Here is a 21,044-nt window from a genome sequence, read left to right on the forward strand (position 1 = left end):
TTGCTCATGTTTCGCCATGCTTCGCGAATAGTGTCGGCCAATTGAGTAAAAGCATCCACCTCTCCGGCAAGACTCTGGCTAGCTGGGTGTGTTCAAGGGCAGAAAGCAAGAAAGGTAGGGTCATAAGCACGTAAAAACCATAGAATGTGGCGCAAATCAGTATTGCTGTTATCTGTGGAATCTCTGTTTGTACGTTCGAATACAGTGAGCTTATCAAATAGTAACCGACGCACGATACGAGCAGGGGGCGACCCCAAAGAAATGTTATTTTACCTATAGACAAGTTGAGTTCTTTGCATATTAAGGCAGGGACAAGAATGAGTCGTGTTAGAGCGTACGAAACCATCACGGAAAATGCGATGTTAATAAGGCTCGTATCGAATAATATGGGAACTACAATTAATAGTGCGCCAAGGAATGAAGTTTCTGCCATGCTGACAAACGACATAACGCGAGGTTTCTGCCTTGATAAGAAGGCACTATTAATCGGCATGGTTATGAATAAGAGCATTTTTCCAGCTAAAAGAAAAAGCCCTGACAAATAGGCGGTTCTATAGTCAAAATTATTGCCCATCCATAATTTGATTAATGGTTCTCCGAGAGTAATAAACCCGACCATAGATGTGCATGCAAGAATTACGTTGAGTTTAGTGAAAATGATCAGCTTGCTCGTAAAACCGTGTATGTTGTTGTTTACGTGCTCACGGGTCAGTATTGGTGTATACATGCTCACAGCCCGATATAAAAACTGAAAGAGGTATTCCACTAGGCGCTGCCCTACATAGAATACTGCTAACAATTGCGGGCCAAGAAAAAAACCAATTGACCAGAGTGGGGCGCGCTCTTGGAGCAAACGAGATACATCGATCAAGAATGTCCAGGTACTAAAATTGAAAAGGTCTTTTAGGTGAGCACGTCGAAAACGGGAAATTTTAACGTGGACATCAGGTTCAAGGCGGTGGGAGAAATACCGAAATGCAAGGTTTGAGATTAGTGAGCCGGCAAGCCCAATAAGAGCCACTTCAATGATGCCTTTGCCAATCAGTAGCGCGGCAATCGTTGCTATTGTTGAGGCTAGTTTAACGCTGATCCGTACAGCCGACATTAGATCGTACCGTACATGATAGGAAATTATCCCGGCATAGGCTTTGAACGGAAACTCTAACGCAAGGTTAAGACCTGTAATGATAATCAACGACTGGATGAGAGTGGTATGATCGCCCGAGCTGGTTATATTCGGGGTAAGGCTAGCAATGATAATCGTGGTAAGGATGATGAGCAACGCTAGTGCGCAGTAGAGAACGAAGGCTGTTGAGGACACATACTGAGCTTCGGTTCGATCCCCTCGGGTCAATGAGGCTGCGATAAAACGAGTGACTGCTGAGGCGAAACCGAGGTCAAACAGGTAGAACGACGCGGTAATGCTCCCCACGAGTACCCAAATACCATAGATTTCCTCTCCCAAATGGTGCATCAGAAGTGGCAACATCAGGAATCCGATGCCTATATTGATCGCCGTCTCGATGGTGCGAAAAGCGGAGCTTTTTATCAGTTTTCCTAATAATGTCATCAGAGTGCGCCAGCAGGTTCTTCGGCGGCCGACCGCGGCTTTGTGTTGGGAGCAGAGTGAGTATTGCGGTTTACAATAGTCATACTCCATTGATGAACAGAATAAGGGATTGCACCCTCAAGTATCCGGTCGAAGACACTTAACGCGGCTTCGCGAGAGAACACACCCGAGATTACACCCGGCCAGATATCAACGTCCTTACGGTCCACAACTTGTATTATTCTTACCGGCACAGTCTTAAATCCAAGTGCGCTAAGGGCGGCGGCTCGGTGTTCTCCTCCTGCTACTTGCCAACACCATTCATCATTCGAAACGCGTAGCATGATGCCGCGAATGTCCCCATCGTGGCCATTATGACGATGATGGCCGTTCGCTTCGAGCGACGCCATCAATCTGTGGATTCGCCGGGCCTCGACTAAAAGTTTCTGTTCATCAACCGGGCCCCAGAAGTGCCAGCCGTTTTCAATAGAGAGGTTTCGGCCTGCTGCTTTGCTTTCAGATTGAGCGAATAACTCTCTTGCTTCACGCCACTCGGTAGGGGTTCGTGTATCCCATGGCATAGATATGCCACAAGGAACCTCATTGTGGAGCCTTGAATGGTGATGTTCTGCAAGTCCTAGCCACTCAGCTGCTGTCTTGGGTTGTACGTAGGTATAGTAATGCTTTAACGCATGGTGAATGCTTTGCTCACTATTTTGGGCTGAGAGTCCTGCTTTCGACGCTAGCACGAACGGGTGTGTGGACGTAATATCTAGCGGTAGGGTGCGCAGGCCTCGGCCTTTGGAAATAGGAACGTCAACTAATACTGGCTGGGTAGTGCTCTGGTAAAGCAGTAGCGCTGGATGGTTTCCACTTGATCGGACATCGATCGGGGGTAACTCTCCATATTTTGAGAGCTTATAGCCCATAAGCCCAGCAAGGCGTTTTAAACAAATTTTTAACCAAAGTTTAGGGTTCAAACAGTGTGGCATACTTATAACTCAACATTGCTAGTCAATACGTGAGTTTTAGTTAAATAAGAATTTTTAACTGTTTAATTGGTAACAGTTTGCGCAATTCAGTCTTTTCGCTGTCGGAAAAGCCGAATTTTACGCCTATACCCGCGGCTATGATTATCATCAGAGCTGATAATCCAGCGAGCTGAAAATAATCTTCAGGCTTAACGGTGGCATGCACCCAAAGATAAATGGACACAAGTGGCAAGGTTGTTGCCAAGAAAGGTCGAATTAAGCAGGCGTAGTAGTGATAGGCAGGCATATCTATGGATCGGCAAGCGAAGAAAGGAAGTACGAATGCGCGAAGGGTTAGTAGCGGTATCATGGTGCCTAAAGCAACACCGATCAAGTCATAATATTGCACTAAAATAAGGCTTAGCACCAAATTAAAGCTCACTTCCACAACGTCAATTTTTGCGACGATGCTGTGCTTGTTCGCCGCGTACATAGCCGAATTGAGTGGATGGTTGGCGAAGCCAATCATTCGGCCAACGAGTAGTATCACCATCACCCAATAGGCTTCTGAATAACTTGGCCCCATCCAGCGATTAATGAACGCTTCGCCAAATATCACTAATCCTCCTCCTGCGATGAGTGCCAGTACAAGATTCAGGCGAGTGATAAAGAGAAGCTTCGAATGTAACTCGCGGTTATCCTCTTTGGCGTGGTAAGCCGTAAAAATAGGCACGAACATGTTGGTCGCCTGGCTGAGAAACTGGGCCACGTAGTCCACGAGCCGCAAGCCTATTGCATAGGGCGTTACGCTCGCGGCAGAAAGAAACCCGGCAATCACGAAGTTGTCCACGTTGTTGCGCATTTGGTAGGCGATGGCAATAACGAACGACCAAATACTGTACTTAAATAATTCCTTACTGTTGTCACGGGCGGCTAACGACAGCGAAATTCTGAGGGCGGGGAAGGCCGATTTGCAGACAAGGTAATAGAGGATATTGGACACTCTGGCAGTACAGAAAGTGATGACGGCTAAGGCAACGACTCCATAGCCTATAGATATAAACCACCACGTCAGTACTGCTCCGAGCAGAGTCATGATGATTCGTACCAAGGCTACTTGATGAAACTTCAGCTTCGCATTCGCTACGCCGGCCAGGGCGTTAAAGGGAAATTCTAGAGCGACGGATACTCCTATGATAAGCACGAGCCATTGAATAGTATCTTTGTCAGCTTCGTTATCGATGAATCCACGGCTTATTGCGCTTGCGACAATGCTCACGAGGATGATTACAACGGCGATGGCGATATATATGGCCAGTGCGGTATTAATCGTGACGTTGGCTTGTTGGTCATCGTTCAGGCCAAAAGCCCGACTGACATACCGGGTTACGGCACTGGCCATGCCCATGTCGAAAAGATGATAGGCGGCAGCTAAGCTTCCTACGACCGTCCAGATGCCGTACCAGTGGTCACCAAGTTCATGAATAAGGAAAGGCATCATGAAGAAAGCGACGACGATGCTCACGAATGTTTGTGAAACCCTGGTGACGGAGCCTTTTAAAAGTTCAATGGCGGTTGACACGTTAGCCGTTACTACCTGTTGCTTTTAGTTGTTTTAATTGGTTTAAGACGAAAGGGGGAAGGCAAGATAAAAAAAGGTAAAAAAGGCTAATTCGATCTTTTCGTTTGACAAGCGCTTTGAAGAACGATTTCCGTGCTAACGCCATGCTTTGCTGTTTGAAATGTGAATAGCCAACTTCAAAGTGGAATCGCCCAACCCTTTGCCTCAAATGATTCAACGATATGGTGTCGCCCTTGTGGTACTGCATCATTTTCTCGGTGCAGGCGATTAATCCGGGTGCACGATCCTGAATGCTCCGGAGTGAAATGCTGCCTGACCGAACGCGGTACTGATGAAAAATGCCAGGGATATAGATAAAGTCGTAGCGGCTCGCGACAGCTTGCCACATTAAGTAATCGTCTGAATTTCGGACGTCCTCATCAAAACCGCCCACCTGCTCGAAGACTTCGTGCCGAATAGCTACACCTGATGTACCTAAGTAATTTGATACAGCCAGACCTTTCAGCGCTTCACTAGCTTGGATCAGATAGGCATTGTTCGATACGGCGCTCTTTTTCAGATTATGCAGGGTCTTATATGGGGCTAGAAAATCCGGATTGATGACATGCCCGACCTCATCGATACATGCAAACCCTGTAAAAGCCAGTCCGGCTTTTGGGGCTTTTTCCATGCATTCAACCGTTGTTGCCAGTTTTCCCGGCAGCATGATGTCGTCTGAATCGAAAATGAAAACGAATTCGCCCCGAGCTTTCTGTATTGCACGGTTTCTGGGGATGGCCGGTTTGCCACTGTTGTCCTGATGGAAGTATCGAATTCTGGGGTCGTCGTACTGGGAGATAATGCTGGCGGTCTCGTCAGACGATCCATCGTCAATAATCACTACCTCGAAGTCCTGAAATGACTGATTCAGGATCGAATCCAGTGTCTTACCGATGTATTGTGCCGCGTTGAACGCGGGCACAATGATTGAAGCTTTTGGCATTTGCGTCCTTGCCACTTCAGAGGATGTTTGATTGCCTAAAGTATAGCCAGTTTCATAGGCATTCGATAGGCAAATCAAACCGTCTCTCTGATGATTCCTTGAATTAATATCTTAATGCTTCCATGGAGCTGGTGTACGATGACCCAGCTGTTGCGCCACCACCCATTATATAGAGTGTGCCGTTGATCGTCGCTGCCGCGGCTCCGTGCTTGGGCGTTGGAACATTGGTTAGAGGGCGCCACGTGTTCGTGGTCGGATCGAACTCTTCATTCTGCTCGAACACGCCGGTTGTATTGTTAGCGTTGAACTCGCCACCGGCCACCTGAATTTTGCCCCCAATCACACCGACACTCATGGTGCGTCTGCCGGTTGGCATTGGGCTCATGTTCGACCAATTGCCGGTTGCCGGGTCGAACATCTCAACCGTTTTCATTGCGCCTTCAATTGTAGTGCCGCTTGCTTCACGATGACGACCACCAAAGACGTAGATCTTTCCGTTCATAACTGCAGAGCCGGGGTTGTCGCGAACATACGTCAGGGATTGGCCAGGCTGCCAGGTATTTGAAAGGGGATCGAACACTTCCACTGTATTTAGAGAATTGCCGGCAGTCCCCATACCGCCAATGATGTAAAGATTGCCGTTGAGGGCTTGGGCAGTTGCGCCACCCCTTGCGGTTGGCATGGAAGGAAGCGTTGCCCAAGTGTTGGTTAAGGGGTTGTACACTGAGGCGTTGGTCACGGCACCTGAGAAAGGTGCCGTTGATCCGCCAAATACATAAAGTTCGCCGTTATAAGCTGCGACAGCAGGGTTTTCAACCCCGGCACCGGGAAGCGGCGCTCCTTGGCTCCAGCTGTCTGATGCCGGATCGTATATGAGCAAGTTGTTCAGGTGTCCGCTGCTGTTTTTGCCGCCCACAGCGTAGAACTTGCCGTCGATAGTTGCCCCGGAGGCATCCAGTACCGCAATGGGCGCAGGTGCCTTGGGTTCCCAGCAGCCCAGGCTAACGGGCTTAAGCGAGGTGAGGTTGCCGCCACCGAATTCGCCGACAAACAGGTTGCCAGATGGTGACTTTGTCATGGGCAGCGGGTCGTTGAATCCTGTTACCAACGGGCTGCCTTCGATGCCGTAGTTTCCGGTACTGTCGAGTTTGACTCTGAAAATATCGTCTCCTACCGAGTAGTTTGTGATCAACAGCTGGCCATTCAAGTAATCGCCCACACAACCTTGACCGCCTTGGTATTCAATAATGGCATTGGACGATTTGTGTTCGCCAAGAAGATAAGCGGGCTCTTCGTAGTTCGGTAAAGGCGCGACGTTTTGGTAGGAGCCGTCTTTAAAGACGCACTCATCGCGGTGCGGGTTGGGGTGGCCATAATAGGCACCTTGTTTGATAAGCAGCAGCAGATCAGGCTGAGCGCCAGGGTTATGTCCCCCGTTTTGGTAGCTCGCTGTGCTGGCTAATCCGAGACACTGGGGCTCTGGTTTTGGCGGGAAGGTGCCGGTTACACCAAGGCCATTGTCGGTTGCGTACATGTTCCCGTTGGAATGGAACACAAAGTCATAGCTATTCCTCAGGCCGGTTGCGTAGGTGGTGACATCGCAGGGTGGGGGGCCGAATAAATCGTTAGCATTATGGCATGTGCCGTCAAAGTTGGCGGAAAACACATCGGCCACAAGAATAGCCGCGCTCAGAGGCTGTTCTTGCATTTGCCCGAATTCAGAATTCGATTCGTTGGGCGCTCCAGCGCCGGTATTGCCGCCCATGGCAATATACAGGCGATTATCATCCGGGCCGAAGTGTATGGAGTTGATCGAATGGTTGGCTATTGCCCTTGGCAACCCCGTGATAACGTGTTCAACCGTTCCGAAACCTTGACCGCCAATGCGCGTCACCATGCCGGAATTCGGTTCGCCATTATCGATCGATGGGCTGCTATGGGCTACCCACAGTTCTACGTCGTTGGCTGTGGAGTACGGAGAAACGGTGATTCCTAGGGTTAGTCTTGGGCCTAGGTCGTTTTCAAGTGCGTTAATGACTTCATCGTTGATAACGTTGAGCTCGCCGTCAAAGGTAAGAGCCCGAATGGTACCGAATAGTTGGGTTACGTAGAGCCGATCATCAGGCCCCCAGACCATCGATGTCGGGTAGTCTATGTTGTATTGCCGTTTGATGAAGTCGACACCAGAATTTGGTGCGAGAGGAGCCTCACCTTCCTGTAACGTGAATTCGTTAAAGCGGTAGATGATTGGTGCGGCGGCATGGCGATGAGTCGCAAAAATACCGGTAAAACTCCGTGTTCCTATTTCTGGGTCGATACCTGCGGCGTCGAAGCTAAAGAACTCGTCAGGCGGATATACGGTATCGAGCTTGTAGGTTGATCCCCCATTAAGGCTGTAATTCAAGTCAATGCTACGGGAGTAGGGGTCTACAATCAGGCCGAATTTAGCATCCGAGCCAACGAGCCCCGCCACTGCAACATTTTTTTCGATCAGTTTTTGCCCGTTTACTTCCAGCAAGTAATGCAGAACGGTGCCACTGGGCGTAGAGGCCGCAACCAGTTTGAGGTAGTTGTCCTCATCATTTCCGAACCAAAGCCCGGCCTGTTCATAGTTGCCCGTACCCTGCGGTACATCCAGTACTTGAGTGGTGATCCGGGTAATTTGGTTCGGCGCAGCAAAACCAACGGCCAGAGCATTATCCAGCGAGTTGACCCCGCCGATATTCAGCCCAGAGGTGGTGGTCAGTTCCAGATAACCCTGCAAGAAAAACATCTCAAGGTTGTCCTGGATGTAGCCGGTTCCTGAGGTCGGTTTATCCACCCAGGTAAATCCGGTACCTCTGCCGTTCTTATCCATGTAGTAGCCTTGGCCCTCGGTGAAGCTGAGCTGATAAGGCAGATCTATACGGACATCGCTGCATTGCACCGGGGCACATTTGTCTGAGCTTGCAACGGTTAATTGAACAGGTATATCCACCGGATTTCCGCTGGCCGGGCTGAGAGTGACCAGGCCGCTGTAATTTCCCGATGCCATGCCCGTTGTATCAACTGACACAGCAACGTTATCGGGCGTATTTGTATTTGTTGGAGAGGCAGATAACCAGAGTTCATTTGTGCTAACTGTAAATGCAACGGATTGATTGCTTGTATGGCTAACCGAGACCGTCTGGCTTGCGGCTGTTGAGTCGGGAGCAGCATTAAAGGTTAGCGAGCTTGGCGCGGCGAGCAGCCCTTGTGGGCCATCGGTAACGGTCAGAGTGTAATTGAGAACGGCGGATACATAGCTTGAAGCAGAAGCGCTCAGTTCTGCATTGTAAGTGCCTGCCGGCAGCCCGGTCGGGTCTGCGGTAACGGTAACAGTGGCGGGTGTGGTGCCAGAATCTGCGGAAGCCGAGAGCCAGGTTTCGCTTGAGGTCAAACTGAACGGAGCATCCGAATTATCACTGTCGCTCAGTGTGCTATTCGAAACAATCGGGCTCGGGTTATCAACATGCCTTGACCCTGCCAAAGACGACGGATTGAAACTCATGAAAACAGCGTTGTTGGTAACATCAAAAAATTCAGTCACTTCATGCGTTGAACCATCGTTAAGCTTGATCACCGCGGTGACGGTATGGGTGTCATCAGTTAGCTGTGTTGTATCGAACGCTTGGGCCTGATCATTGGACGCGGTACCCGCTAGATCATAAGGTGCAACATTTTCGGTTTGATCTGGCGAGCCGTTCTTTTGAGTGTTGTCGATATAGAACCGGACTTGTGTCATGTCCGGCTGCTGTGGAACGAAAACGTAAACATCGCCGGCCAATGAGGCTCCGCGCAGTGAGATAGCGGAAGACCGGTCCGGAGCGCTGCTGACCATCAAGGCATAGGTGTTAGACGACTGCGGTACTACATTTAGGGAAACCAGCACGTTGTCACTGCTGGCACTGTTACTGTTTGCGGTAACCTGTGCCGTGTATTGACCGGGTGGTAAACCGGAAGGATCAGCCGTGAGGTTAATGCTTTGAGGTGTTGTGCCGGAGCTTGGCGCGACAGAAAGCCAGGTTGCGTTGTCGGATAAGGTAAAGGAAACCGGATTTGAGTCTGAGGTCTGCAGTGATACCGCTTGAGATGTCGCAGTCGTGCTGCCTTCCTGGGCGGAAAAAGAAACTGTTGATTGGCTGAACGCCAAAGCAGGAGCTGCGTTGTTTATCGTAAAAACCGAGGATAACAGCTCGGAAGTGCCGTTGTTGTAACGAACGGTAGCGTAAATGCTGTGTTGCCCGTCGTTTACGGAACTGGTGTCATAGGGCTTGGCGGAATCGTCAGCTTCGGTACCGTTAAAGTCGAAAGGTGCGACGTTTTCAACGCTGAATGCTCCTGATGGCGGTGCCGCGTCCAGGTGAAACTCTACGCGTTTAATGCCAGTGTCCGGTGAAATGAATATATAACGGACTCCGTGAAGTTCGGCCCCGGCCAATGGGGCCGGTGCTGAACGGTCGGGATATTCGCTGACCAATATGTTGGGCGCAGCATGAAGCGGTGAGCTGGATAGGGCGCTGAAGACAAAGAACAGAAAAAACGTCAGCAATCTACTGCGGGCGGGTACTACTCGGCTCAGAAAGCTCATGCTTTAAATCCCCCAACACGGTCAAAGGTCCTTTTCAGGGATTGCAGCATTGGGAGTGCCAGATTATAACTTCACCCTATATAACAGTGTGATACTCTGCTAATTGCACTGTTTATTTGGGCAGTATGTAAAATTTTCTGACAAGCCAACAGCCCTAAAATGTGCTGTTTTTCTCTATAACTTACTCATGGACGACATGGGTTGTGAGCCTATTCCAAAGCAATGCCTGGCAGAAGACTTGGTGGGACACCTGGGGCAATACTCAGGGGTTCAGCTTGGTGGCGCGAGGAGAAAATCACCGCTGTGGGATATATCTTGATCAGTATCGCTGGCGCAACGTGGTGCCTATCCGATGCCTGCAATTTGTTGGTACGAATTATCGGCGAATTTCCACACCTAGAACCGAATACAACGATTTAACTTCGTTCTATGACGGCCTGGAGCCAGATAAAGAACTAGCGCATCTGCCTTGGAACGAAGCGGTCTTTCGGGACATTATTGATAACGCTTCCGAGATAAACCGTTTGCAACAGCTTTGTCTCGAGCGCGGCTGGTTGTTGCGAACCGTCCATCAAGACACCGCCTATCATATTTCAACCGATGGTCCGTTTGATGAGTACCTTGCCAGTCTTGGCCCGAATACGCGTTTGCGATTGTTTAACCGTCGAAAAGTGCTGGATGCTGAGGGTTTCGTTAAAACAGAGAACTTTTGGCCAAATAAGGTGGAGTACTTTTTTGAGCGGTTAAATGAGCTCCACGCTATTCGTTGGGGGACGCCTTGTTTTGGGCGACTCAGTCTCGATTTCCATTTACGCTTCTTGTACAGGATTGTCGAAGAAGGCGGAAGGCCGGAGTTGTCTGTTCTATTCTGTGGCAAGAGGGAGATATCGCTCCTGTACAATGTGGTTTATGAGGGAAGGGTATATAATATTCAAGCGGGTTATATAGAAGGATTCCACCCCAAATTAGCCTTGGGCACGCTGCACCTGGGGTATTGCATAGAAGCAGCGTTCGGTGACCCTGAATTAAACAGCTTTGATCTTTTAGCTGGGGAAGGGAAGAACGAAAATTACAAAAAACGCCTCGCCAATCGTGAGGTGCCGATGGTTTCTTTGATGGTCGTGCGCGGGCGGCTACTGAAGCTGTTATACAGGCTGAAACATTGAGATGGGGCAACATGGAACGTTTGAATTTGCGAACCGGCTATGATCGGCTGATGCCCATAGCTGTAATCGTTATTTTGTTTGCAGGTCTATGGCCCGCACTGGAAGTGTTGTCTGAGCGGTGGTTGAAATTTGATGAATCCTATTCCCATGGATTCATGGTTCTGGTGGTTAGTCTTGCGTTAACGCTGCATAAATGGGTTCGAATGAAGCCGAGAGTGGGGGCTTATCCATTCTGGCTCTTGCCTCTGAGCATGGCTTCGTTGGTGTATCTTGCCGGTTCTATTTTGTTGATCGAGGCCGCTCAGCAACTCGCCCTGCTGCCGTTGGTGCTTGGTTCTTTTTTACTCATATGGGGCTGGGAACAGACGAAGCCTTTCTTCCTCCCGTTGGGGATTTTGGCTTTTACCATCCCCGTTTGGGACTACGTGTCTTGGCCACTGCAGGTAATCACGGTTTCAGTAAACGACTTCCTGCTTTCTTTCTTCAATATTGAATTTTATGTCGAGGGCGTTTTTGTCTATTTCCCGGGTGTAGGCGCCTTTGAAATTGCCCACGGCTGCTCCGGTTTACGGTATTTGTTGGTTGGTCTGACGCTTTGCACACTGTACGGTGAGTTGAATTATTCCAGAGTTCGAACTCGCGGGGCGTTAATAGCCGCGGGCATTTTCTTGGCATTAGTGGCCAACTGGATTCGGGTTTTCGTGATCATCTATATTGGTTACGAATCAAACATGACCTCATCGCTGATCAACGAGCATGACTTTTTTGGCTGGTGGGTGTTCGCTGGCACCTTGGTACCGTTATTCTTTTTAGCGCGATGGTTGGAAGGTATCGAGGCGCCGCTTACCACCACGGGAAGTTTCTCTGAAGGGGGCGCAAGAAAAACGACAAGTCTGGTTCCAATGGCCATTCTGGTCTTTGGCCCGCTTGTTTTGTTTTCCGCGACCGCACTTGGCCTGGATGCGCGACAGCATCAAGGCCGGTTGGCCCATGCGTTACCCTCGTTAGAACCTTTGCTTGAGCGTGATCAATGGCTGCCCTTGTTTCGGTCTGATCTCGAGGGGTGGGCGCCTGTTGTGCGTAGTCCTGATGCTTACCGTGTTGATGTTTATCTGGAGCGTGAAAGCGCTACTGAAAATGACAAGCTGCGGTTAGAGGTGTTAAGTGGCCTGTATATTTATGGCTATCAGAGGCCGGGGGGGGAACTGGTTGGCTATCACAATCGCCTGTTTGACCGTGCTCTGTTTATGCCTGTGGAGACCTTTGAGGTTGATGCGGGTGATGGAGCGAGTTTTCGGGGCATGCGATTGAAGCTCCGGCAATCTGGCAAAGAGCTCTTCGTGGCCTATGGGTACAACGTTGAAGGCCGTTGGGAAAGCGATAAGCTACGGGCGAAACTGGCGCAAATTCCCGGTATCTTTAATGGCCGCACGGATGCTTCTTTGATGGCGGTCGGTGTGTCTTGCGAGCAATGCAATGGCCAAGCTGAGTTAGAGAAGCTTACACCGCTCATAAGAAAGCGTGCTGAGTATCAACTTCAAGGATGGATTGAAAAGGGAAGCTGACCGTTCGGGTTAGAACGGTCAGTCTCGATTCAGGTCGGGTTTATTTTACCTCACCAGAAACCACGTCAGAGGGTGGGCTGCTCAGGCCTGTTGTATCGGTTACCTGAATCGTAAAGTACCAGGTTCCGAGAGAGAGGTTATCAAAGGTATAAGAGGTTTTATCACCACCGACCTGCTGGGTTTGGTTAAGATTCGAAGCGCTTTGTCCGTAGCTGATGGTGTAAGAGTCAATTTCACTGAGAGCAATCGAGCTGCCATCAACCCGTGTCAGCGGTGCTGTCCAGCTCAGGGTGAGCGATTTGATTGCCGGGTCTTCCGGGACCTCTGGCGGTGTGGTAGAGCCGCCTGTATCTGTGCCACCGGAGGAAGAGCCAGAGTCCGGAGTTTCCACCGTCTCAAGAGTGAATGGATCCAATGCACTTTGATACGCCTGAATGTTCGTCAGGCCTTCTGAATTGTTGACGTTGCTGGCGTCTGGAATCCAGGGGCTCAGGCCATGCTGAAGCTCCCAAGTATCGGGGATCTGGTCGCCGTCAGTGTCTTGCGTACTTGAACCAGAGCTATCAAGGGTGGTAACTGTTTCAGCGGTAGACAAAGCCTGACCGGTTGTTCGGTTAGTCGCTGAGTACTGAGCTACTGCACTGCCTTGGCCTTCAAAGTATTCAATGGTCAGGTTCAGCGTTTCGCCAGCGTTCAGCGAATGATCGTAGTTGTATTCGGTGGTTGGCCGTTCGGTCCAATCGTCGATCACAAGTTTGCCATCTGCATACAGGCGCACACCGTCATTGGTGCGTACAGTAAAGCGGTATTGGTTGGTGCCACTTGTATGGGGCGCAGTGAATGTACCATTCCAGCGCACGCTGAAACGATCGTCCGGCATGTCAGGGCGCGGCTGGCCACGGCTCCAGTCAAAATTCACCGAATCTTGTACTTCAACAGCAACCAGGCGTTGGAAATTCGAACCCTCAAAATACTGGGCCGTGAAACCAGCAACAGCGGTCGGCTCTGCGGGGGCCGGAGTATCGTTGGCGTCGTTCAATGAGGTGCCGGCGTTGTGCTCCTCAAGGTTTGTGTAGCCGTCGCCATCCATATCCTCTGAAGCATCGGTATTGTCAAGCGGGTCCATGCCGTAGGCATACTCGGCGCCGTCAGGGATGCCATCGCCATCGGTATCTGGATTGTTTTCCCGTGTACCGATGAGAAATTCATCGGCACTGACTAAAAAGTCACCGTCGGGATCGCTCGTACCGTCATTCGGGTTTTGCGGGTCTAAGCCGTTCAAGACTTCCCAATTGTCGTATAAGCCGTCTTTGTCTTGGTCTGCAGGCGGGAACTGAGGGTTAAAGGCCAGTCCGTTCTGGCCATCAACAAATCCGACCCGGTAACCGAGATTGTAAGATTCACCGCTGCTTTGCGATGGTGCTTCTGTGGGTTGTGCCCAGCTTGCTATGTACGCACTGCCGATGACAGATTGTGCGAACCCGGGGCCTTCCCACGCCACTGAGAAATGGTCTCCACCACCGCCTTCTTTGTGTTTGAGTTCAAAGTAGTAAAGCTTGTCTGCAGAGAGTGAGATGAGCCCGGACTTTTGGGATGAATATTTGTTGTAATCCTGAAAGCCCGTCCAATTGGGAACGGTTGCAACGACTTTCGCATCACTGGGTTGGTCACTCGTACTAATGGCAAATTCGGCGTTATCATCAGAAGCTAGGTAGAAGCGGTAGTCGCCTGTAGCCGGAGGAACAATGAAACCGCGAACATAGCTTCCGTAGTTGTCACCACGTCTCCCAGGGATACTGAGTTCAGTTAATTCCTCTGTTGCGTTTGGGTTGTCTGGAAACTGGGCGCTGCCAATCAGGTTTGAAAGCGAACTTCCCGAAATTCCATCGTAATACCGAACCTCTACCATACCCGGTGTGATCTTGTCAGGGACAGCAGCCGTCGGCGGCAATCTTCCCAGTTGCCAGCTTTGACAACCGCTGATGATGATTATGGCGCTTCCAAGACTCAAAACCCTGTAAACAGACATAGATCACCCGGTTCTCTGATTAAAAAATAGTCTAATGAGTATTGTTGATCCTCGTATAGGGTGCCACTTGCTGAATGGAACGATTTGGTATTGTGACGACCCTATTAGACCGTATCTCTATTTGCTTAGCTGCCGTTTATGATTGCCTTGGCTTTCTGATGCATGCCGGCGGCTTTGTATGCTTCGGCCAGATGCGTTGCAATATCTTGAGACTTGGGGTCTAGACTATGTGCTTTTTCTAAGGCTTTGAGGCTTTCATCCAGATTCCCGGCCTCAAACAGAATCCATCCGTAAGTATCAGCAATGGCCGCGTTGTCTGGCGCTAGCTCAAACGCCTTTCTGGCGAGCTTTGATGCCTTTTCATCACCTTTTTCGTAATAAAGCCACGCCAAGTTGTTCAATACCAGAGGATTGTCAGGGTTAATTCTCATCAGCGTTTGATAATGTTTGATTGCTTCATCCGGCTGATTGAGCTGCTGATGGGTCATCGCCAAGCTCAATAGAATCGGCTGGTTATTAGGGAACTGTTCAGAAGCAACCTGTAATGCCTCCACTGCTTCTGGAGCTTGTCCTGAGCGCGCGAAGGCACGAGCGCGCGCCACTTCCAGTTCCGGGGTACGGCGTTTTTTCAGTGCCAGCTCGTATAGCTCGGCGGCTTGCTTGTGCTTGCCGCTGTTTTCGTAGAAGTTCGCCTCAACTTGGTAGGGTGCCGGGGAGTCGGGATGGTGCTGTTTGACATCTTGCAATGCGGCACGCGCTTCTGATGTGTTGCCTTGCTGAAACTCAACGGCGGCCAGCTTCAGCGATATGCTTTCTGTTTTCGGGAACAGAATTCGCCCTCTATTCAAGATTTCCAACGCACGTTCAAGCTTTCCTTGCTGTGCCATTTGCGTACCAATACCTTCATAAACCGTAGCAACCATTGGCTCACTTGGGCTGGGTTCATTTTCTTGCGCGCGCTCCAAAAGCTGGGCGGTTAGCTTATCAGCTTCGGCTGTGTCATTGTTGATCAGCGCTGACTCAAGCAACACCAGGCGCGGGCCTACCGATTGAGGGTTTCGTTCGTTGATCTCCTGCATGTAGGCCGCGAGTTTTTCTCGGCCTATGGTAGCTGCGGCCGCGTGGATCGCTCCGGCATTGTCCGGGTCAAGGTTAATCGCTTCTTTATAATAGTCGATTGCTTGATCTGTATTGTCCGTAGCGCGGGCAAGATTACCCAGTGCAACCAATGGCGCAGGGTCGTCAGGGGCTTTGGCCTTTGCAGTTTCGTAGTATTTTTGCGCATCTGCTTGTTCTTTAAGGCTGCTTGCCAAATGACCTCGGGCGAGAAGGGCGCGGATACTATCGGGATTTTTCGCAAGCCAACTGTCCAAGGTTTTCTTAGCGCTATTGGTATTACCGGAAAGGCTTTGGATACGGGCAGTCAGCAGCTGGGCTTGGAGAGCTTCTTCGGCATCGGCCGGAATTGTGCGCACTTGCTCGAGCGCAAGCTCAGGCTCATTCATCTGAGTCAAATAGGCCGCGTAACGTATTCTCAGATTGTGGTTGTCCGGGTCTTGTTCCAGAGACTTTTCCAGAAGTTGGCGGCCGGTTTGGTCGTCGCCCGAAGCCAGTGCTGCTATACCTACCAAGGCCAGCGTTTGCGGATCTGTATCTTTGTTGCCAACGTTGTCGAGGATGGATTGTGCGCCCTCAGGGTCCCGCATTGAGATTCGTGTTGCGGCCAACAGCTTACGAATCTCATCGGCATCATCTACGTTTGCCAAAGGCTCGAGTAGCTTTTCAGCTTCTGCTGCGCGCCCCTGTCGGAACCGCACAACACCCAGCATTAGGGTGCTTTGTTCGTGTCCCGGTGCTTGGTTCAGTACTTCTTGAAGGTAGCGCCCGGCGGTGTCGAAATCTCCATTCGCATAAGCAGCGGTCGCAGCTTCAAGGTTGCTTTTGATGGTGCCTGGTGCGGACTTTGCGAGGATTTCCTCGTAGACAAAGGCTTCAGCCGATTTCCCTTGTTGGCGCAGAACCGTTACCAGGGCCGAAATGGTCTGGTATTTTTGAAATGTCATTACATCGTACTGACCGATGGTCTCAAGTGCTCGGATGTAAGCCTGCTCTGCAATCTCCCAGTCACCTTGCATGTGAGCTAGCTGGGCTTTCCAAAGCCAAACCTCTTCATGTTCTGGATCTATACCTTTAGCTTGATCCAAATGCGTTTTCGCGGACTCGAAGTGTTCCCGAGCTGCGGCTACTCGGGATAATCCGATGTGGCCCAACACATTGTTTGCGTGATTGTTGATGGCATCTTGATACGCATGTTCGGCATTTTCCAAATCGCCGCTAATTAACCAGGCTTGGCCTTTTAGGTTATCAGCTTCCAGAGATTGATCCGGAGGCGGAGATTCGAGCTGCTTGAGCGCTTCCAGTGCAGCTTCGGTTTTACCGTTAAGCGCTCTGGCTTTTGCAAGAATAAGAGCAGCTTTGTTTTTGTCAGACTGGGTGAGTTGATCGGCTCCAATCTCTTCTACCAGCTTATCAATCTGGCGCTCGGCATTTGTGGCATCGCCAGCAGTCAGCAAATTGTCAATGATGACAAAATAAGGAGCGGGCCGTTCGGGCTGGAGTTGTATCGCGCTCCTCGCTTCGATAGTGCTTGCTTTTAGCTCACCTTGGCGCTGAAAGAAACGTGCTTGATCAACATGGCTGATGTACTGAATGTCTTCCTGAGACATTTCGGGTTCATTGCTGCATCCTGCGAGAGTTATCGAGGCAATGGCAACGGATAGTATTGAAGCGCGCACAAATTTATTCATGGTCATGCCCTGTTCCTTTTCTTGTCGGGTCTTTCTTATTGTGTTGGTGTGGCTCAGGTGCCATTGGTCGCTGTAGAGGTTTCAATTCGATACTTGTCGGTGAGGTTGTACAGCGTCGGCCGTGTAATGCCGAGAAGGCGTGAGGCTTGTGCCATGTTATGACCACAACGGGTTAGCGCCTGAAGGATAGCTTTTCGTTCCGCGTGCTCGCGAACCTGCCTCAGATTCAACTGATAATCCGAATCACAGGCCTGTTCGAAAGGCAGCAACAGGTCTTCAGCAGTGATGCGCTTGTCGTCAGCCATGATGATGGCTCGTTTGACCTTGTTGATCATCTCCCGAACGTTGCCGGGCCAGGAGTATGCGCTGATCGCTTGAGTCGCGTCCTCGGAGAAGGTGAGGTTCGGGCGATCCATTTGTTTGCCCAGGCTCATCAGCAGCGATTGTGCGATAACGATTGCATCGCCTTCCCGGTTGCGCAGGGCCGGTACATCCAGTGTGATTTCGCTAATACGGTAATAAAGGTCTTCCCGGAAGGTGCCCTCGCTAATCAGATCTTGAACATTCCTGTGCGTTGCGCACACCACTCTAACGTCTACCGGGATGGGTTTTACCGCGCCCACTCGGTCTACCACCCGTTCTTGCAGAAAACGTAGAAGTTTTGCCTGAAGGGGTAGGGGCATGTCGCCTATTTCATCGAGAAACAGCGTGCCCCCGTTTGCGCTTTCGATCTTGCCTTTTTTGCTTTGTGTGGCACCGGTGAAGGAGCCCTTTTCAAACCCGAACAGCTCGCTTTCCAGCAAGTTTTCTGGAATGGCGGCGCAGTTAATCGCTGCGAAGGGTTTATCTGCCCGTTGGCTGTGGTCGTGCAGCGCTTGTGCGAGCAGTTCTTTGCCGGTGCCGGTTTCGCCGGTAATCAGAGTGGTTACATCGGTTGGAGCAACCTTCTCGACGGTTCGGCAAATCGCAAGCATTTCCGGGCTTGATGCAACAACGCCTTTGATGTGCGTGCCGTTGTTTTGGTTAGCCAATTCGCGATTTTCGAGTTCAAGCTCAGCCAAGCGGAAAGCACGATTCACGACGAAAGTGAGGATGTCGGCATCCAGAGGTTTTTGATAGAAGTCACAGGCACCCATGCCGACGGCTTTGACAGCGTTCTCTTTGTCTTCCCGCCCGGTAACCACGACAATCTTGGTTTGCGGGGCCAGCCGCAGAATGTCTTCGAGTAGCGCGAAACCCTCACTAGCGCCGCCGGGATCGGGTGGCAGGCCTAAATCCAACGTGACCACCTGGGGCTCCAGGCGACGCAGAGCAGCGAGTGCGGTCTCTCTGTCAGATGCCACAGACACTTCAACGTCGTCGCTAAAGCACCAGCGCATCTGGCTTTGAAGGCCTGGGTCATCTTCTACGATTAATAGTTGCTTCACAACGGCCATCATTCCTTTGTTTTGTGTTCCGTTAGTGGGGCGCGACTGAGCTTCGCCAACTCCCTATATAGGATTCTTAACTCAAGATTGACACTTTGCAATGCTGACATCGCAAAAACCGATCTCGCGTCGATTAATTGACGTTGTTGTGTTGAATTCGTGCATCGAGTTTTGGCAAAGCCTCTGAGCTACTGGGTTTTTCGATAACCACGCCCGTCATTGGAATGCGCACTGAAAAACACGAACCCACGCCGGGTTCGCTGGTTACATCAATAGTGCCGCCGAGTTCTTGCACGTACTCTCTCGCCTGATAGGCGCCGATGCCCATGCCGGTTAAGCCTTTGGTGCTTTCGAACGGCTTGAACAGTTGGCTGCGAATAAACTCGCTGGTCATGCCGGTTCCGGTATCTTGGATGAATAGCACCACGTTGTTCTTGGCTGTTTTCAGATTCAGCGTAATCTCGCCGTCTGGTGGCGTTGCATCTTGAGCGTTTCTAATTAAATGGCCGAGTACGCTTTTGAGTTGTTCGGATTCCGCGCAGATGTAAATGGCTGGAGGGTCGCCCAGTATTTGTGGCGCGGGCAGGCGTTGGCTATTGTCTTCAGCTACGCTTCGAGCCAATTCGGTGAGGTTAACTTTGATTCGAGCGGCTTCGTTGGGTGCTGTGGGTTTTCTTACGTGGTCGACCAGGTTCGACATCTTACGAACTGCGTGATCGGTTGTTGAAATCATGTCGTCAATGAAAGCCGGGTTGTCGCGGTGCTTGGGGGCATTCTTAACCAACAAGGACAGCTGGGCGATAAGGGTTTTCAAATCATGCACCATAAATGCAGACGCTTTGCTGACCGCCTCAAATTGCATGGCTCGGGACAATCGATTTTGAGCATCGGCCTGGGCCAGCAAGTTACAGGTTTGGCGCGCCACGACTTTTATAAGATCGAAATTCTCCCAATTCAAAACCACCTTGGCATAAGGTCTGCCGATCATTGCAATGCCGTATAGCTCATTGCCAAGATACAAAGGCACAATCAGCCAAGCGTCGGGTACGTTGGTGATGGGCTCCGGAAGTTCTATCAAGTCATAGGCCAGAGGATTGGCGCGATACTCTGCGAGATCGATGATCCACTCTTTGGCTTGAAACAGATTGACGAGGTCGGAGTCGCCGTCGATCGTTGTGTGTTTTGGCGTGGCGACATTCACGCTGCTTTTTAGCTCATAGTTGTTTTGATCCGACTTGAGCCAGATAACCCCGGCGTTGCTTTCAACCAGATCGGCGAGGATTCGAATCGCCCGTTCAGGAAGAGGGGGGTCGTTGCTGAGATTGGCCAGCTCCTTGGTCATCCGCAACCATTCTTCCCGATAGTCATACTTGTAATCGAAAAAGTTCTGACTGATGAACACCATAATCCGGGCGCGTATGCGCCGGGACATCACAAGGGTCACAAGGAACGCGAGAGCCAGGGTGATGAATAGCACCTGAAGGGCATCACCCCATTCTCCGCCGAGACTGCGAACGTAATAACCGCCAATGGCGAGCAGTAGCAGATAACCACCGCCCATGATCAGTGCGCCGGCGTGGAATACCGCCGCACGGGAAAGCTGAAAGTCCACTGGTTGTTTGCGGGCGTTGATGATGTTGACCGCAAACAAAGGAACTAAAGCTGCATTGATAAAGCCGCGAGCGTCCCAGAATGATTCGGCGACCTGCCCGAATAGCAGGGCGTCGGCGTACATAATGAAGTCGTACGCAAAGATGGTTGCCGTGCCGATGCAGAGGTATTTTACGCTTGAGCGGCCCAGCCTGGGGGAGTTCCGCCAGATTTGCTCAATCAGCGACAGGCCGAGCAGGGAAAGGGCAATCTGTCCGATCAGTTTGGTTTTTCCGCTGACCAGGTCGATATTAAACGCGAACTCCAATGTGCCGAGTGAGAGCAGCGTGACAATTAATACGGTGGTGGCAATGCCTAATGTTTTGCGCAGTTGTCCGGTAAATTTCGCTTGCCGAAAAGAATCGCGGAGTAGTGCGAAAAGCAGGAGCAGCCAAGCGGTGTCCCGCAGCAATTCAAGAAGATATCGGACGAAAAAACCGGGCTCGCCCCAAAGGCTTTGAGAAACCAAGGCCGATGCCCAGAGGGTGGTCACGAAGGCCGCGAGAAACAGTGCGCGGTCAAGCTCGCGGCGTAGGTAACGCGTCGCGAGAAGGACCGACAGCACGGCAAACACAATCGCCGATGCGCCGTAGCTGATTACGCTGAGGTCACTGAGCATTCGGTCTTTCCTTAAACCGCCGATCTGTCACTAACCTCTACAGAATAGCTGTGAACCTCCGTTTGCGCCCCTTTTAATTGCCAATTTA

Annotated in this window: 11 protein-coding genes; 2 read left to right on the plus strand and 9 right to left on the minus strand. The window is 50.8% G+C overall.

Features of this window, described 5'->3' with window-relative positions:
- Positions 1-4 precede the first annotated feature (4 nt).
- The 5 genes from JAO79_RS09190 to JAO79_RS09210 all read right to left on the minus strand — a co-directional run bounded on the left by JAO79_RS09190 (position 5) and on the right by JAO79_RS09210 (position 9,693).
- Entirely contained in the window at positions 5-1,570 is a 1,566-nt protein-coding gene (locus JAO79_RS09190; protein WP_199006958.1) for an oligosaccharide flippase family protein, read from the minus strand.
- Complete coding sequence (locus JAO79_RS09195; protein WP_199006959.1) at positions 1,570-2,529, minus strand: hypothetical protein; 960 nt, start codon at positions 2,527-2,529, stop codon at positions 1,570-1,572. The genes JAO79_RS09190 and JAO79_RS09195 overlap by 1 nt, the downstream gene beginning before the upstream one ends.
- Positions 2,530-2,581: 52 nt before the next feature.
- A complete protein-coding gene (locus JAO79_RS16510) occupies positions 2,582-4,102 on the minus strand; it encodes a lipopolysaccharide biosynthesis protein (RefSeq protein WP_199006960.1) in 1,521 nt (506 codons plus the stop codon).
- Between the two features lies 1 nt (position 4,103).
- Entirely contained in the window at positions 4,104-5,084 is a 981-nt protein-coding gene (locus tag JAO79_RS09205) for a glycosyltransferase family 2 protein (RefSeq protein ID WP_199006961.1), read from the minus strand.
- A gap of 103 nt (positions 5,085-5,187) precedes the next feature.
- Positions 5,188-9,693, minus strand: a complete 4,506-nt coding sequence (locus JAO79_RS09210) for a kelch repeat-containing protein (protein WP_199006962.1) — start codon at positions 9,691-9,693, stop codon at positions 5,188-5,190.
- Between the two features lie 203 nt (positions 9,694-9,896).
- On the opposite strand from JAO79_RS09210, the gene JAO79_RS16515 reads away from it, so the two are divergent.
- Together JAO79_RS16515 and xrt are read left to right on the plus strand one after the other, a co-directional pair.
- A complete protein-coding gene (locus JAO79_RS16515; protein ID WP_199006963.1) occupies positions 9,897-10,859 on the plus strand; it encodes a GNAT family N-acetyltransferase in 963 nt (320 codons plus the stop codon).
- Between the two features lie 11 nt (positions 10,860-10,870).
- Entirely contained in the window at positions 10,871-12,424 is a 1,554-nt protein-coding gene (xrt, locus tag JAO79_RS09220; protein ID WP_199006964.1) for an exosortase, read from the plus strand.
- 40 nt (positions 12,425-12,464) lie between these two features.
- On the opposite strand, the gene JAO79_RS09225 is transcribed toward xrt, so the two are convergent.
- The 4 genes from JAO79_RS09225 to prsK all read right to left on the minus strand — a co-directional run bounded on the left by JAO79_RS09225 (position 12,465) and on the right by prsK (position 20,956).
- On the minus strand, positions 12,465-14,453 hold the full coding sequence (locus tag JAO79_RS09225) for a PA14 domain-containing protein (protein WP_199006965.1): 1,989 nt from the start codon (positions 14,451-14,453) through the stop codon (positions 12,465-12,467).
- A 125-nt stretch (positions 14,454-14,578) separates the two neighbouring features.
- Entirely contained in the window at positions 14,579-17,266 is a 2,688-nt protein-coding gene (locus JAO79_RS09230; protein ID WP_199006966.1) for a tetratricopeptide repeat protein, read from the minus strand.
- A 47-nt stretch (positions 17,267-17,313) separates the two neighbouring features.
- On the minus strand, positions 17,314-18,696 hold the full coding sequence (prsR, locus tag JAO79_RS09235) for a PEP-CTERM-box response regulator transcription factor (RefSeq protein WP_199007147.1): 1,383 nt from the start codon (positions 18,694-18,696) through the stop codon (positions 17,314-17,316).
- A 124-nt stretch (positions 18,697-18,820) separates the two neighbouring features.
- The gene (prsK, locus tag JAO79_RS09240; protein WP_199006967.1) at positions 18,821-20,956 is read right to left on the minus strand and encodes an XrtA/PEP-CTERM system histidine kinase PrsK; all 2,136 of its coding nucleotides are present in this window, start codon (positions 20,954-20,956) and stop codon (positions 18,821-18,823) included.
- Between the last annotated feature and the right edge of the window lie 88 nt (positions 20,957-21,044).

The sequence above is a fragment of the Marinobacter litoralis genome (assembly GCF_016427555.1).
GTDB lineage: Bacteria > Pseudomonadota > Gammaproteobacteria > Pseudomonadales > Oleiphilaceae > Marinobacter > Marinobacter litoralis_A.

Excerpts from the sequence above, each read along its gene's own strand:
- JAO79_RS09190 (WP_199006958.1), bottom strand. The coding sequence starts at position 1,570 with ATGACATTATTAGGAAAACTGATAAAAAGCTCCGCTTTTCGCACCATC.
- JAO79_RS09205 (WP_199006961.1), bottom strand. The coding sequence starts at position 5,084 with ATGCCAAAAGCTTCAATCATTGTGCCCGCGTTCAACGCGGCACAATAC.
- JAO79_RS09210 (WP_199006962.1), bottom strand. The coding sequence starts at position 9,693 with ATGAGCTTTCTGAGCCGAGTAGTACCCGCCCGCAGTAGATTGCTGACG.
- xrt (WP_199006964.1), top strand. The coding sequence starts at position 10,871 with ATGGAACGTTTGAATTTGCGAACCGGCTATGATCGGCTGATGCCCATA.
- JAO79_RS09225 (WP_199006965.1), bottom strand. The coding sequence starts at position 14,453 with ATGTCTGTTTACAGGGTTTTGAGTCTTGGAAGCGCCATAATCATCATC.
- JAO79_RS09230 (WP_199006966.1), bottom strand. The coding sequence starts at position 17,266 with ATGACCATGAATAAATTTGTGCGCGCTTCAATACTATCCGTTGCCATT.
- prsR (WP_199007147.1), bottom strand. The coding sequence starts at position 18,696 with ATGGCCGTTGTGAAGCAACTATTAATCGTAGAAGATGACCCAGGCCTT.
- prsK (WP_199006967.1), bottom strand. The coding sequence starts at position 20,956 with ATGCTCAGTGACCTCAGCGTAATCAGCTACGGCGCATCGGCGATTGTG.